The sequence below is a fragment of the Luteibacter aegosomatis genome, assembly GCF_023078455.1.
GTDB classification, from domain to species: domain Bacteria; phylum Pseudomonadota; class Gammaproteobacteria; order Xanthomonadales; family Rhodanobacteraceae; genus Luteibacter; species Luteibacter aegosomatis.
The window spans coordinates 418,069-433,241 of record NZ_CP095740.1; the positions used below are offsets into that span (position 1 = coordinate 418,069).

The following is a 15,173-nucleotide window of genomic DNA, read 5'->3' on the forward strand; positions in this document are numbered from 1 at the left end:
TACCATCCGAAAACGGCCCCCTCGGGGGCCGTTTTCCGTTGTCCGACACGTGGAGAGGATCGAGGATGCCCAGGGCCCTGGTCATCGAAGACGATGAAGTGACCGCCCGCGACATCGTCGCGGAACTCGGTGCGCACGGGTTGACCGCCGATTGGGTGGCCAACGGCCGCGAAGGCCTGAACCGCGCCCTGGCCGACGGCTACGACATCATCACCCTCGACCGCATGCTGCCCGGCATGGACGGCATCGACGTGGTGTCCGAACTGCGCAAGCGGGCGGTGGATACGCCCGTGCTGATGATCAGCGCATTGTCCGACGTGGACGAACGCGTGCGCGGCCTGCGCGCCGGCGGCGACGACTACCTCACCAAGCCCTTCTCGCCCGACGAGTTGGCCGCGCGCGCCGAAGTGCTGCTGCGCCGCCGTCGGCGGGCGAACGGCGGCGAGGAAACGCGCCTGCGCGTGGGCGACCTCGAACTCGACCTGGTCCGGCACAATGCCCTGCGCCAGGGGCAGCCGCTCACCCTGTTGCCCACCGAATTCCGCCTGCTGGAATTCCTCATGCGCAACGCGGGCCAGGTGGTGACCCGGCAGATGATCTTCGAGCACGTGTGGGGTTTCCATTTCGATCCGGGCACCAACGTGATCGACGTCCATATCGGCCGCCTCCGTCGCAAGATCGACGGTGCCGGCCAAGCGCCGCTCATCCGCACGGTGCGCGGCTCGGGGTACACCCTTGCGCCCGCTGACTGACGCCTGGCGTTCGGCCACCTCGCGCCTGATCATCATCTACGGCGCGCTCTTCGCCATCTGGTGCGTGGTGCTGCTGGGCGTGGTGCAGTGGGAGGCGTCGCGCTATCTCTCCAGCGTGGTCGACCAGATGCTCGCCGCCCGCATCCACTACCTCGAGCGCACCGACCAGAGCCGGCTGCGCGACACGGTGGACGCCGCCGGCGCGATCGATTCGCAGGGCTACATGTGGGCGGGTCTGTTCGACGCGAAAGGCAACCGCCTCGCCGGCAGCATCGCGCGCATCCCGAAGGAGCTGACCGACGACGGCGTGGCGCGCCCGCTCGAAGCCGGCCTGGCCGACCTCACCCGCGAAGGCGATTCGCGCACCCGCGCCACGGCCCGCACGCGCGCCGTGGCGCAGACGTTGCCCAGCGGCGAACGCCTCGTGGTGGCCAAGGAGAGCGCGGCCATCGACGGCATCGGCGTGATCATCCGCCGCGGCGTACTCTGGGGCCTGACGCTCACCCTCATTCCCGGCCTGCTCGGCGGCATCCTCATCGCCAGGGCGCCGGCGCGGCGCGTGCGTGCCATCCAGCAGGCGATGGAACCCATCCGCGAGGGCGATCTCAGCGTGCGCCTGCCGATCAGCCGTGCGAACGACGAGGTCGACCTCCTGGCCGGTACCGTCAACACCACGCTCGACGAGATCGAGCGGCTGCTGGGCGAGGTCAAGGGTGTCACCGACAATATCGCCCACGACCTGCGTACGCCGCTCACCCGCATGCGCACGCGGTTGTATCGTCTTCAACAGCAGTTCGAGGGACGGCCCGAGGGGCAACAGCTCGACGATTGCGTGGCCGAGATCGATACCGTGCTGGCGCGCTTCCGCGCACTGCTGCGCGTGTCCGAGCTGGAAGACCGCCAGCGCAGCGCCTGCTTCGAGGCCATGGACCTGGGCGGTGTCTTGCGCAACGTGCACGAGTTCTACGCCCCCCTGGCCGAGGATCGAAGCCAGGTCTTCCAGTTGAGCATCGGGCCGTTGCCGAGCCTGCGCGGCGATCCGCAGCTGATGTTCGAAGCCCTGGCGAACCTCGTGGGCAACGCCATCAAGTTCACGCCGAACGGCGGCGCCATCCACCTGGCGGCGCTCACCGACCCGACCGGCGACGCCCGCGTGGACATCGCCGATACCGGCCCGGGCATTCCCCCGGACGAGCGCGAAGCGATCTTCCGGCGCTTCTACCGCGGCGACGACACCCGCTCCAAGCCAGGTTGCGGACTGGGCCTGGCCATCGTCAGCGCCATCGTGCGCCTGCATGGGTATTCGTTGTCGGTGGGTGGAAACGAGCGGGGCGCGGTATTTTCGGTGATCTGCCCGGCCGACTGAGGCGCGGGCTAACCCATTAGCCCGGCGGCGATTTTTTGCCGATGTACCCAGCCTAAACAAAACTTAACTTCGCCTGGCGAAGGCGACGGCGCAAAATCCGCCGCGACGCAACATCGCGCACGGAATCCGTCCCCCATGATTGGCATCGTCCGGATCGCACTCCAGCGGCCGTATACCTTCGTCGTCCTCGCCTTGCTGATCCTCATCGTGGGTCCGCTCGCCGCCCTGCGCACGCCGACGGATATCTTCCCCGACATCAAGATCCCGGTGATCGCGGTCGTGTGGCAGTACAACGGCCTGCCGCCCGATCAGATGGTGGGTCGCGTGTCGTCGCCGTTCGAGCGCGTACTCACCACCACGGTGAACGACGTGGAGCACATCGAAGCCAGCTCGATCCAGGGCTTCGGCATCATCAAGATCTTCTTCCAGCCGACGGTGGACATCCGCACCGCGAACGCCCAGGTGACCGCCGTCGCGCAGACGCTGCTGCGTCAGTTGCCGCAAGGCACCACGCCGCCGCTGATCCTCAACTACAACGCGTCCACGGTGCCGATCATCCAGCTCGCGCTGTCCGGCAAGGGGCTGACCGAGCAGAACCTCGGCGACCTCGGCCTGAACATCATCCGTCCGCAGCTGACCTCGGTGCCGGGTGCCGCGATCCCCTATCCGTTCGGCGGCAAGACGCGCCAGGTGCAGATCGACATCGATCCGCCCGCCCTGCAGGCACGCGGACTGTCGGCCCAGGACGTGGCGAACGCGCTCGCGGCGCAGAACCTCATCACGCCCGTGGGTACGCAGAAGATCGGCGAGTACGAGTACACGCTCCAGCTCAACAATTCGCCGTCCGACATCAACGAGCTCGGCAACCTGCCGATCAAGAGCGTCAACGGCGCCACGGTATTCATCCGCGACGTGGCCCACGTGCGCGACGGCGCGCCGCCGCAGACCAACATCGTGCACGTGGACGGCAATCGCTCGGTGCTGATCACCGTGCTCAAGAACGGCTCCGCCTCCACCCTGGCGATCATCCAGGGCATCAAGGACCGCGTGAAGAGCATGAAGGACGCGCTGCCCGAGGCGTTGACGATCGCGCCGATCGGCGACCAGTCGCTGTTCGTCAGCGGCGCCATCGCCGGCGTGGCCCGCGAAGGCGTGATCGCCGCCGCGCTCACCAGCCTCATGATCCTGTTGTTCCTCGGCAGCTGGCGCTCGACGGTGATCATCGCCACGTCCATCCCGCTGGCGATCCTCGGCTCCATCGCGATGCTTTCCGCGTTCGGCGAGACGATGAACATCATGACCCTGGGCGGCCTCGCGCTGGCGGTGGGCATCCTCGTCGACGACGCCACGGTGACCATCGAGAACATCAACTGGCACCTGGAACACGGCAAGGACGTCGAGACGGCCATCCTCGACGGCGCGGCGCAGATCGTGACGCCGGCCTTCGTGTCGCTGCTGTGCATCTGCATCGTGTTCGTGCCCATGTTCTTCCTCGAGGGCGTGGCGCGCTTCCTCTTCGTGCCGATGGCCGAAGCGGTGATGTTCGCGATGATCTGCTCCTTCATCCTCTCGCGCACCCTGGTGCCGACGATGGCGAAGTACCTGCTCAAGCCGCACGGCCACGACGATCCGCACGGCGACCAGCGCACGCCGTCGCGCAATCCGCTGGTGCGTTTCCAGCGCGGCTTCGAGGCCCGTTTCGAGCGATTCCGCGAGAGTTACCACGGGTTGCTCGACCTGGCCCTGGCCCATCGCAAGGTGTTCACCATCGGCTTCATGGCCTTCGTGCTGCTGTCGTTCCTGCTGGTGCCGGCACTGGGCCGGAACTTCTTCCCGGCGGTGGATTCCGGCCAGATCCTCATGCACGTGCGCGCGCCCGTCGGCACGCGCGTGGAAGAAACCGCCAACCTGTTCGCGGCGGTCACCAAGGAAGTACGCCGTGTCATCCCGCCGGAGGAATTGGGCACGGTCGTGGACAACATGGGCCTGTCGTCCTCGGGCATCAACAACACCTACAACAACACCGGCACGATCGGCTCCCAGGACGGCGACATCCAGATCTCCCTGAAGGAAGATCACCGTCCCACGGCCGATTACGTGCGCGAGCTGCGCGAAAAGCTGCCGCGCCTGTTTCCGACGGCGACGTTCTCCTTCCCGCCGGCGGACATCATCAGCCAGATCCTCAACTTCGGATCGCCCGCGCCGATCGACCTGCAGGTACGCGGCCCGAACGTGTCGGCCAACTTCGCGTACGCCTCGAAGCTGCTGCGGGAGATTCGCCGCGTGCCGGGCGTGGTCGACGCGCGCATCCAGCAGTCGCAGGCCAGTCCCGGTTTCAACGTGGACGTGGACCGCAGCCGTGCGCAGCAGGTGGGCATCACCGAGCGTGACGTCACCAGCAGCCTGGGCGTGAACCTCGCCGGTTCCAGCCAGATCGCCCCGACCTTCTGGCTCAATCCGGACAACGGCGTGTCGTACCCCATCGTGATGCAGACGCCGCAATACAGCATCGACAGCCTGCCCGACCTCGCCAACGTGCCGATCAGCGCCAGCAGCGGCAACGGCGGATCGCAGATCCTCGGCGGCCTGGCGAACTTCACGCGGACGACCACCAGCGCCGTCGTCAGCCAGTACAACATCCAGTCGATGGTGGAAATCTTCGCGACCACGCAGGATCGCGACCTCGGCGCGGTGGCCGCCGACATCCAGAAGATCATCGACGCGCACAAGAAAGACCTGCCCAAGGCCTCCAGCACCGCGCTGCTCGGCCAGGTGCAGACGATGAACAGCGCCTTCTCGGGCCTGATCCTCGGCCTGATCGGTGCGATCGTGCTGATCTACCTGCTGATCGTGGTGAACTTCCAGTCGTGGAGCGATCCGTTCGTGATCGTCACCGCGCTGCCCGCCGCCATCGCCGGCATCATCTGGATACTGTTCGCCACCCACACCACGCTATCGGTGCCCGCGCTCACCGGCGCCATCATGTGCATGGGCGTGGCCACGGCCAACTCGATCCTGGTGGTGAGCTTCTGCCGCGAGCGCCTGGCCGAAACCGGCGACGCGGTGAAGGCCGCGCTCGAGGGTGGTTTCGTCCGCTTCCGTCCGGTGCTGATGACCGCGCTGGCGATGATCATCGGCATGGCGCCGATGGCGCTCGGCCTCGGTGAAGGCGGCGAGCAGAACGCGCCGCTCGGCCGCGCCGTGATCGGCGGCCTCATCTTCGCCACCACGGCCACGCTGTTCTTCGTACCCGTCGTCTTCAGCATCATCCACGGCCGTCGTGGCCATCCGTCTTCCACCCCGGTGAACGCCTCCGGAGAGCCCGTCCATGTCGTCTGATAACCTGCATCGTCCCTCGTCGCGTCGCCTTCGCCTGGTCGGCATCATCGCGGGCATCGTCGTTCTCGCCGTCGTCGTGGCGGGCGTGGCCACCCGGGCCAACGACGCGCGCAAGCTGCGCGAATGGACCGACGACCAGGCCGTGCCCACGGTGAACCTCGTGCACCCGGAAGGTAACCAGGGTGGCGGTGACCTGCAGCTGCCGGCGCGGTTGCAGGCGTTTGCCCGCGCACCGATCTACGCGCGCACCAGCGGTTACCTGAAGTCGTGGAAGTTCGACATCGGCCAGAAGGTGAAGGCCGGCGACGTGCTCGGCGAGATCGAAACGCCCGACCTCGACCAGCAGCTGCTGCAGGCGAAGGCCGACCTGGCCAGCGCACGTGCCAACGAAGCCCTGGCGCAGACCACCGCGAAGCGCTGGCAGTCGATGCGCGATTCGGACTCGGTGTCCAAGCAGGAAGTCGACGAGAAGACCGGCGACTACGAGGCCAAGCACGCGCTCGCGCAGGCGGCCCAGGCCAACCTGGAACGCATCCAGGCCACCAAGGGATTCGCGAAGCTCGTCGCGCCGTTCGACGGCGTGGTCACCGCGCGCGAGACCGACGTCGGCGCGCTCATCAACGCCGGCGGCGGTGGGCAGGAACTCTTCGTGGTGTCCGACACGCGCAAGCTGCGCCTGTACGTCAACGTGCCGCAGAACTACGCGCCGGCGATCAAGCAGGGCGCTCAGGTGAAGCTCAGCGTGCCCGAGTATCCTGGCCAGACGTTCACCGGCACGGTCGAGTCGTCGTCGGCGGCGATCAACGCCGCCAGCGGCACCACGCTGGTACAGGTCGCGGTGGACAACCAGGACGGACGACTGCTCCCCGGCGCCTACGCGAGCGTCACCTTCGACCTGCCGGCCAATGCCGCGCTGTACCGCGTGCCGGCCAGTGCGCTCGTCTACGACGAGAAGGGCCTGCGCGTGGCGGTGGTCGACGCGCAGAACAAGGTGACGTTCCGCACGGTCACCATCGCCCAGGACTTCGGCAAGACGGTGCAGCTCGCCTCCGGCATCCAGGGCGACGATCGGCTCATCGAGAGCCCGCCCGACGGCCTCGCCGACGGCGACACCGTGCGCGTGAGCCAGCCCAAGCCGTCGGAAGGCGATCATGCCAAGGCATAACCCGATGATCCTCCGCCGTGCCCTCGGTGGGCTGCTGGTGTCCGCGGGCCTGTCCGCGTGCTCGCTCGCGCCGACCTACAAGGCACCCGACGTGCCGGTGGCGCCGCAGTACGCCAGTGCCGATTCGCCCTGGGTGGAAGCGAAGCCCGCCGATCACCTCGACCGCGACGCGTGGTGGAAACTCTACGGCGACGGCCGCCTCGACGACCTGCAGGGTCGCCTGCTGGCCAACAACGCCACGCTGGCCGCCGCCTTGGCGCATTACCAGCAGGCCGAGGCTTTCACCAAGCAGGTGCGTGCCGGATTGTTTCCGACGATCGGCCTGAACGGCAACGCCAGCCGCAACCGCGAATCCGACACGCGTCCGCTGCGCGGCGCCACGTCGCCGGCATACTACGACTCGTACACCATCGGTGCGCAGCTCGACTACGAAGTGGACCTGTGGGGCCGCGTGCGCGACACGGTGGCGGCGGGTAACGCCGAGCAGGCCGCGTCGGCGGCCGATCTCGCGTCGGCGCGCCTGAGCCTGCAGGCGCAACTCGCCGACAGCTACCTCCAGCTCAACGGCTTCGATCGCCAGATCAAGGTGCTCAACGAGAGCATCGACGCGTTCAGCAAGGCGTTGCAGCTCACGCAGTCGCGCCACGACGGCGGTATCGCCTCGGGTCTGGACGTGGCGCGTGCGCAGACGCAGTTGTCCGATGCCAAGTCGCAACTGACCCAGGCGCAGGCACAGCGTGCGCTCGTGCTGCACGCCATCGCCGTCCTGGTGGGCGATTCGGCGTCGACCTTCCAGCTCGCCACCAACGACGCGAAGGTCGAGGTGCCGAAAGTGCCGCTCGACGTGCCGTCGACGCTGCTGCAGCGCCGTCCCGACGTGGCCGCCGCGGAGCGCCGTACCGCCGCCGCCAATGCGCAGATCGGCGTGGCCCGTTCGGCCTTCTTCCCGCAGCTCACGCTGGACGGGCAGGGCGGTTGGCAGAGCGACCGGTGGGGCAGCATCGCCACGGCGCCGAACCGCTTCTGGGCGATCGGCCCGTCGTTGCTGCTCAACGTGTTCGACGGCGGCCGTCGCAAGGCCGTGGTGGAATCGGCCAGGGCCGCCACGGACGAAGCCGGCGCGAAGTATCGCGACGTGGTGCTCAATGCCTTCGCCCAGGTGGAAGACAACCTCACCCTGTTGCGCGACCTCGGCACGGCGCTCACCGACCAGCGCGCGGCGGCCGACGCGGCGCAGCGTTCGGTCGATCTGTCGCTCAACCGCTACCGCGAAGGCGCGGTCGGTTACCTCGACGTGGTGCAGGCGCAGACCGCCGCGCTCGATGCGCGTCGCAGCGTGATCGACCTGGAGACGCGGCAGTTGCGTGCGAGCGTGCAGCTGATCCGGGCGCTGGGTGGCGGCTGGTCGTCCGCCGGCGATACGCCGACGTAATCCGTTACGGTTCGGCGAGCCGCCCGGATAATCCGTGAGAAGCAGCCAGCCGGGGATCGACTTCGTCGGCACGCCGGCTGGCTCCCATCCGGGTGCTGACGCGACCCGCCGGGCGTCGTGGTAAGCCTTAACTCCGCGTATCCAACACGACCCGGCCCTCGATCCGGCCCTCGCGCATACGGCGAAACACGTCGTTGACGTTCTCCAAACGGTCCGTCGTCACGGTGGCCCTCACCTTGCCGGCCTTGGCGAAGTCCAGCGACTCCTGCAGATCCAGCCGGGTGCCCACGATGGATCCGCGCACGGTCACGCCGTTGAGCACCATGTCGAAGATGGACAGGTCGAACGTGCCGGGGGGTAATCCGTTGAGCGACACGGTGCCGCCTCGGCGCACCATGTTGATGGCCTGGCTGAACGCCTTGGGCGATACCGCGGTCACCAGGGCGCCATGCGCACCGCCGACCTCTCTCTTCACGACCGCCACCGGATCGGCATGCAGTGCGTTGACGGTAAGTTGCGCGCCCAGCCGGCGAGCCAGGTCGAGCTTGGCGTCGTCGATATCCACGGCCACCACGTTCAATCCCATGGCGTTGGCGTACTGCACGGCCATGTGGCCGAGTCCTCCAATGCCGGAGATCACGACCCATTGGCCGGGGCGGGTATCGGTAACCTTCAAGCCCTTGTAGACGGTAACGCCCGCGCACAACACCGGGGCGATTTCCACGAAACCGATGCCGTCGGGAAGGTGCCCCACATAATCCGCCGCCGCCAAAGCGTACTCCGCGAAACCGCCATTGACGGAATAGCCGGTATTCCTCTGCGTCTCGCACAAGGTTTCCCAACCGCCCAGGCAATGTTCACAATGACCGCAAGCCGAATACAGCCAGGGAACGCCCACGCGATCACCTTCCTTCAGGTGCGTCACGCCGGGACCTGTCGCCACCACGTAGCCCACACCTTCGTGACCAGGGATGAAAGGAGGGTTGGGCTTCACCGGCCAATCGCCGTCCACCGCGTGCAGGTCCGTGTGGCAAACGCCGCACGCCTCGATCTTCACCAGCACCTCGCCCAGGCCTGGCGTGGGTACCGGCACCTCTTCGATGGTCAGTGGCTTCCCGAAGGCGCGCACTACGGCTGCTTTCATGGTCTTGCTCATCGACATACTCCTCGTCACGTACCTTGATGTCGTCACCTGCCCGTGCGGTCGCCCCACGGGTACCCGCGAATCGGGACAAGCGCCTTACGCGTCAGAACGCGCCGTCGATATCCGTCACGGCGATCAACTTGTGGTTCACGAATTCCTTGATGCCCAGACCCGTGAGTTCGCGACCGTATCCGGAGCGCCGCACGCCGCCGAAGGGAAGGTCTGCCGCCACGCCAGTGGGGTGGTTGATGTAAACCATGCCGGTGGAGATCTTCCGTGCCACTTCGATACCGTGCTCGATGTCGGTGGTAAACACCGAGCCGCCCAGTCCGAAGGGGGAATCGTTGGCGATGCGGATGGCATCCGTTTCGTCCTTGGCGCGAATCACCTGCGAAACCGGTCCGAAGAATTCCCAGTAGCGCGCCGGGTTGTCCTCGCTCACGTCGCTCAGAAGTACCGGGCGGAAGAACGCCCCTTTTGAAGGCACCTCCGCACCGATGGCCTCGACCTTGGCTCCGTGCGCGACGGCCTGTTCGAGCTGCTTCTTCAGGTCGTTCACCGCGCCTTGGGAGGACAGCGGCGCCAGGGTGGTCGACGCCGCCAACGGGTCGCCGGCCCTGAGCTTGGCTACACCGGCCTTGTATTTCTGAAGAAAGGCGTCGTAGATCTCATCGACCACGATGATGCGCTTGGACGAACAACACACCTGGCCCGCGTTCCAATGGCGCCCCGTGACGGCCCACTGCACGGCCTTGTCCAGGTCGGCGTCGGCCAGCACCACGAACGCATCCGCGCCGCCCAGTTCCATCGTGGACTTCTTCAGGGCGCTTCCCGCCTGGGCAGCCACTACCGCGCCCGCGCCTTCCGAGCCCGTCAGCGCCACGCCCTGCACGCGCGGATCGTCGATGATCGACTTGAGCTGATCGCGGGTGGCATAGAGGTTGGTGAAGCCGCCCGGCGGCAACCCGGCTTCGCGAAACAATCTTTCGAAGGCCGCCGCGCACTGCGGCACGTTGGATGCGTGCTTGAGGATCAGTACATTGCCGGCCGCCAGCTGGGGTGCAGCGATGCGAACGATCTGGTAATACGGAAAATTCCACGGCTCGACGGCCAACAAGATGCCTTGGGGTACATGCTCGATCCACGATTCCGTGTAGGACGCATGTCCGCTGGACAACATCTCGGGCGCCAGCAAGGACGCTGCGTGCTCGACGTAGTACTCCAGGATCAGGGCGCACAACTCGACCTCAGCCTCGGCTTCGCCGATGACCTTGCCCATTTCGAGCGTAAGGAGCCGGGCATAGTCCGTGTGACTCCCGCGCAGGAGATCAGCGGCTTTTTGCAGGACGTTCACGCGATCGGCGACACGCACGTCCTTCCACGTATCGAACATGGCTTGTGCCTGGTCGAGGGCTCGCGCGACGTCCATGTCGGTGGCGTCGGGGAAGGTCTTCTCGGTTTCACCGGTGTACGGATTGATGGTTGCATAAGACATGGACGGTCCCTTCTGTGCGGTGCCCGCACCTTCGGCAAGCCGACGGGCGGATGGGAGGAATAGGGGCGCGATACGCGTCGTGTCAGTGGGTGGGCAAGTCCTTGATGGCCTGCACCATGGTCGTCAGCACGGCCAGTGCATCGCCGTACACCATGCTGCAGTTGTCTCCGTAGAACAGCAGGTTCTCCACGCCGGCGTAGCCCTTGCCCTGTCCACGCTTGATGACATAGACCTGATGGGCCTGGTCGACGTTGAGGATGGGCATGCCGTAGATGGGAGAACTCGTGTCGGTGCGTGCGGCCGGGTTCACCACGTCGTTGGCGCCGATCACCAGCGCAACGTCGGTCCTGGCGAAGCTGTCGTTGATGTCTTCCATGTCGAAGATGAGGTCGTAAGGCACGCCGGCTTCGGCCAACAGCACGTTCATGTGTCCTGGCATGCGCCCGGCCACGGGATGGATGGCGAACTTCACATCCACATCCGCCGCCTGTAACAGCGTCACGAACTCACGCAGCTTGGCCTGGGCCTGCGCGACCGCCAAACCGTAGCCGGGCACGACGATGACGCTGCTCGCGTACCGCATGGTGACGGCGGCATCCGCGGCATCGGCCGCCTTCATGTGCCCCAGCACCTCGTCGCTCCCCGTGCCCTCGCTTTCGCCGAACCGACTGAACCATATGTTGGCCAGCGAGCGGTTCATCGCCTTGGCCATCAGCAGGGTCAGCAAGGTGCCTGCCGAACCGACCACCATGCCCGCGATCATCAGGGCGGGGTTGTGCAAGGCAAAGCCTTCCAGTCCCACGGCGAGGCCGGTGAAAGCGTTGTAGAGCGAGATCACGACGGGCATGTCCGCGCCACCGATGGGCAGGGTGGTCAAAACACCCACGGCCAAGGCGCCGACGAAGAACAGCCCCAGGTACCCGGGTGTAGCGACACCTGCGATCACCGCACCGGCCAGCCCTAGCGTCGACAGCAGCACCAGCGCATTAAGGACACCCTGTCCCTTGAACCGCCAGGCGCTACGCATGCGCCCGTCCAGCTTGGCCCAGGCCACCAGCGAACCCGACAACGAAACCGAGCCGATCAGGGCGCCCAGGCACGTCACGCCCCACGACAGTCCGTCGGTACCCTGCGGCTCCGTCAGTTTCACCGCCGCAAGCGCCGCGGCGGCTCCGCCGCCCATGCCGTTGTACAACGCCACCATCTGCGGCATGGCGGTCATCGCGACGCGCTTGCCGCTTCGCCAAGCCCAACCGATGCCCAGGGCGAGTGCCGCCAGCGCCAGGCCAAGGTTCTCCAGTCGATGCGGTCGAGCCGCTTCATCGACGTCGGCCAGGTAGCCGAAGGCCGCCAGTACGGCAACCAGCATGCCGATGCCGGCCAGGTCGATGCCTCGTGATGCGGTGGCCGGGGAGGACATCCGCTTCAGACCGAGAATGAATAACAAGGCGGCGGCGAAACCGCTCAGTTCGACCAGTGTCGACAGCACGCCTTACTCCTTCCTCGTTGCCGGACCGGCCATGGGCTTGAACATCGCGAGCATGCGGTCCGTCACGACATAGCCACCGGCCGCGTTGCCGGCACCGAGCAGTACGCCGATGAACCCGATCGCCTGACCCGTCGTGGTCTGGGCGTTGAAAAGAGCGTGCAGCGCACCGACCACGACCATGCCGTGAACGAAGTTCGATCCTGACATCAGCGGCGTATGCAGGATCGATGGCACCCGACGGATCACCTCATAGCCGGTAAACGCGGCCAGCATGAACACGTACAGGGCGATCAGCCAGCTCATCGACAGATCGACGCTCACGTCTGCATCTCCGCGACGGCGGGAGACCGCGATGACGCCTCGGCATCGCCCATGGCTCCGACATGTCGGATCTCGCCGGCATGGGTCAACAGGGTGCCCGCGATGACCGCATCGTCCAGGTCCAGCGATACGGTCCCGTCCTTGAGGATCAGCCCGAGTAGATGAAAGACGTTCTTCGCATACAGTTCGCTGGCGTGTTGGGCGAGCAGTGAAGGCACGTTGGGTGGAGCCAGGATCGTCACCGGCCCGACCCTCACCGTCTGGCCCGGCACCGCGCCCTCGCAGTTGCAACCGCCGTCCGCCGCCAGGTCGACGATCACCGAACCGGGTTTCATCCCGGCGATTTGCGCATGATCGATCAAGCGTGGCGCGGCACGGCCGGGAACACTGGCGGTGGTGACGATGAGGTCGGCCTGCTGGATATGCCGGGTCAGGACCTCGTGTGCCTTGGCCTGCTCTTCCGCGGTAAGCGCTCGCGCATAACCACCTTCACCCCGCGCATCCACGCCGGTATCCACGAACTTGGCTCCGACCGATTGCGCCTGCTCCCGGGTCTCCGGACGCACGTCGTAACCTTCCGTGATCGCGCCCAGGCGGTGCGCGGTCGTCAATGCCTGAAGACCCGCCACGCCAAGGCCCATCACCAGAACGCGTGCCGCACGCAACGAGCCCACGGCCGTCGTCATCATCGGAAGGATGCGTGGCAGGTGCACCGCACCCAGGAGCGGGGCGTAGTAACCGGCGAGTGCCGCTTGGCTGGATAGCGCGTCCATGGCTTGTGCGCGGCTGATTCTCGGCACCTTTTCCATGGCGAAGGTGCTGATCCTGCGATCACGCAGTTGTTCTACCAGCGCCGGCTCCCTGTTCGCATAAACGAAACTGACCAATGCGGCACCGGGACGCATGGCCGCGACGACGTCGGACGGCGGCGGCTGAACGGCAAGCACGACATCCGCATCGGTCACCATGGCCACCGGGTCGTTCGCTATCGTCGCATCGGCATAGTCGGCATCGGCATAGTGCGCGCCGAGTCCAGCACCCGCCTGGATCGCCACCGATGCGCCCAGTTTGGTGAGCCCGGACAACGTCGAGGGAACGATCGCGACACGACGCTCATCCGCGTCCGTTTCTCTTAATACGGCAATCTTGATCGACATCGCCCGGCCTACCGAAAGTCAGCATGGACTCTGACATCGGCGGCGAACCACGACTTGATGCCGATCAATTTCAGGCGCCTGCCTCACGAACGCCAAGGGCGACACCCGTGGTGGATCCCCCGGCGCGCCCGCTCCGCGGCGGGAAGGGCAAGGCGATGGGCGAGGTCCGATTACGACGAAGGCACCGCCTGCGCGGCGGGAATTACCTTGCTCGTGAACTCCCTCACGACCGAAACGTCCTTCGACCGTCGCTTGAACTCGGTGGTGACCGTCAGGCGCGAACGATCGGGTGACATGTCATAGCGCTGCACGATGTCGCCGCGCTTGTCGTCCAGGTGCGTGATCACCACCAGGCTGTCGCCGTCCCAGCCCGCGCGGGTGGTGTCGCCGCCGTTGTCCTTGCCGGTCACCATGGCGATGCTCCTCATGTGCCCGTCGGGCGCGATCTGGAGGGTGTCCGGCTGCAGGGTGATGTCCAGCGTGTCGGGAAGCAGGAGCGCACGGCGCATGACGTCGCCGCTGCCGCCGCCCGCATTGGCGCGGATATCTGCGCCATCCCCGGCGCCACCGTGTCGGCCGCCCATCCCGCTCATGCCACCCATACCACCGCCGCCGCCATGCCCGTGGCCTCGCCCCATACCGCCATGGCCGCCACCGCTGCCGGTGGCCACGGCATCGGGATCCTCGCTCCGGGAGGTATCGACCACCCAGTGACCGTCGAAGGACTGGGGATGGACGGGTGAGGCGGCCAATCGGATGCCATGGCTCGCGCACCCGGCGAGCGCGACGGCACAAGCGATCGTCAGGCCGCGCCGGACAAGGGAGGGGTGGTGCATCGGCGTCGTCCAGGCTGGGGAGATGGTCGTCCAAACGTGGGCCCGGACATGACGTTGACGGAAGCCGAACCGGGGTCGCGAAACCCCTTGACCGCCCCTTGCCGCAGCGCGACAATTCGTCGGCTACCCAGGCGACTTCATGCCCGGGCGGCACCCTCCTTACCTTACCCAGGCATATGGACGTCTACCCTAGTCGACGCGCCGGCATCCGCACGCATCGGGTTCCGGCGCTGGAAAAACTCATCGCCTGCGGCGACCGCTCCCGGTCGGCCGGCGCTTTCCTCCGCTAGGGAAAGTCCGGCTCTCCTCGACGGAAGCCGCGAGCTTTCGTTATTTCGAGGATTGAGCCATGAACCTCCAGCTCGACAAGACCGGTCCGCGCATGTTCGGCCGCCGTCTCGCTTTCGCCCTCGCACGCCGCCGCGCCGGTGCCCAGCCCGTGAAGCGCACGATCACCGTGCCGCGTTCACTCGACGTCGTCGAAAGCCCGTCGAAACCCGCGGAAGGCAAACTGCCGCAGCCATGAATAGCGACATAGACACTACGACGCGGCCCGCGCCGCTCGTCGTTACGTTCAACCGGAATACCGTTCGTCGGCATCGAGCCGGCGCGCCTGTCTTCAGTCGATAGCTGAGGGCGGTTCGCGCCCGTCCGGAGTCCTCGTCCGGAAAGGCAGC

The 15,173-nt window shown here is 66.5% G+C and carries 12 protein-coding genes; 6 read left to right on the forward strand and 6 right to left on the reverse strand.

What is annotated here, in order from left to right; translation table 11 throughout:
- The first annotated feature begins 65 nt into the window (after positions 1-65).
- The 5 genes from L2Y94_RS01815 to L2Y94_RS01835 all read left to right on the forward strand — a co-directional run bounded on the left by L2Y94_RS01815 (position 66) and on the right by L2Y94_RS01835 (position 8,054).
- Positions 66-752, forward strand: coding sequence for a response regulator transcription factor (locus tag L2Y94_RS01815; RefSeq protein ID WP_247372664.1), 687 nt, complete (start codon positions 66-68; stop codon positions 750-752).
- Complete coding sequence (locus L2Y94_RS01820) at positions 736-2,118, forward strand: sensor histidine kinase (RefSeq protein ID WP_247372667.1); 1,383 nt, start codon at positions 736-738, stop codon at positions 2,116-2,118. Before L2Y94_RS01815 ends, L2Y94_RS01820 begins: the two co-directional genes overlap by 17 nt.
- Before the next feature lie 135 nt (positions 2,119-2,253).
- A complete protein-coding gene (locus tag L2Y94_RS01825) occupies positions 2,254-5,457 on the forward strand; it encodes an efflux RND transporter permease subunit (RefSeq protein ID WP_247372670.1) in 3,204 nt (1,067 codons plus the stop codon).
- The gene (locus tag L2Y94_RS01830) at positions 5,447-6,622 is read left to right on the forward strand and encodes an efflux RND transporter periplasmic adaptor subunit (protein WP_247372673.1); all 1,176 of its coding nucleotides are present in this window, start codon (positions 5,447-5,449) and stop codon (positions 6,620-6,622) included. Before L2Y94_RS01825 ends, L2Y94_RS01830 begins: the two co-directional genes overlap by 11 nt.
- Positions 6,623-6,626: 4 nt before the next feature.
- Complete coding sequence (locus tag L2Y94_RS01835) at positions 6,627-8,054, forward strand: efflux transporter outer membrane subunit (protein ID WP_247372675.1); 1,428 nt, start codon at positions 6,627-6,629, stop codon at positions 8,052-8,054.
- 127 nt (positions 8,055-8,181) lie between these two features.
- On the opposite strand, the gene adhP is transcribed toward L2Y94_RS01835, so the two are convergent.
- The 6 genes from adhP to L2Y94_RS01865 form a co-directional block, all read right to left on the reverse strand.
- Positions 8,182-9,210 (reverse strand): alcohol dehydrogenase AdhP, encoded by a 1,029-nt coding sequence (adhP, locus tag L2Y94_RS01840; protein ID WP_247372677.1) that lies wholly within the window; start codon positions 9,208-9,210, stop codon positions 8,182-8,184.
- 91 nt (positions 9,211-9,301) lie between these two features.
- Positions 9,302-10,693: an NAD-dependent succinate-semialdehyde dehydrogenase gene (locus tag L2Y94_RS01845; protein ID WP_247372678.1), complete on the reverse strand. Its 1,392-nt coding sequence runs from the start codon at positions 10,691-10,693 to the stop codon at positions 9,302-9,304.
- A gap of 82 nt (positions 10,694-10,775) precedes the next feature.
- Positions 10,776-12,182 (reverse strand): NAD(P)(+) transhydrogenase (Re/Si-specific) subunit beta, encoded by a 1,407-nt coding sequence (locus L2Y94_RS01850; protein WP_247372681.1) that lies wholly within the window; start codon positions 12,180-12,182, stop codon positions 10,776-10,778.
- 3 nt (positions 12,183-12,185) lie between these two features.
- Complete coding sequence (locus tag L2Y94_RS01855; protein WP_247375392.1) at positions 12,186-12,485, reverse strand: NAD(P) transhydrogenase subunit alpha part 2; 300 nt, start codon at positions 12,483-12,485, stop codon at positions 12,186-12,188.
- Between the two features lie 14 nt (positions 12,486-12,499).
- The gene (locus tag L2Y94_RS01860; RefSeq protein ID WP_247372683.1) at positions 12,500-13,660 is read right to left on the reverse strand and encodes an NAD(P) transhydrogenase subunit alpha; all 1,161 of its coding nucleotides are present in this window, start codon (positions 13,658-13,660) and stop codon (positions 12,500-12,502) included.
- Between the two features lie 170 nt (positions 13,661-13,830).
- On the reverse strand, positions 13,831-14,496 hold the full coding sequence (locus L2Y94_RS01865) for a hypothetical protein (protein ID WP_247372685.1): 666 nt from the start codon (positions 14,494-14,496) through the stop codon (positions 13,831-13,833).
- 349 nt (positions 14,497-14,845) lie between these two features.
- Here L2Y94_RS01865 and L2Y94_RS01870 point away from each other — a divergent pair, with 349 nt between their 5' ends.
- Positions 14,846-15,022 (forward strand): hypothetical protein, encoded by a 177-nt coding sequence (locus L2Y94_RS01870; protein ID WP_186448268.1) that lies wholly within the window; start codon positions 14,846-14,848, stop codon positions 15,020-15,022.
- Positions 15,023-15,173 lie beyond the last annotated feature (151 nt).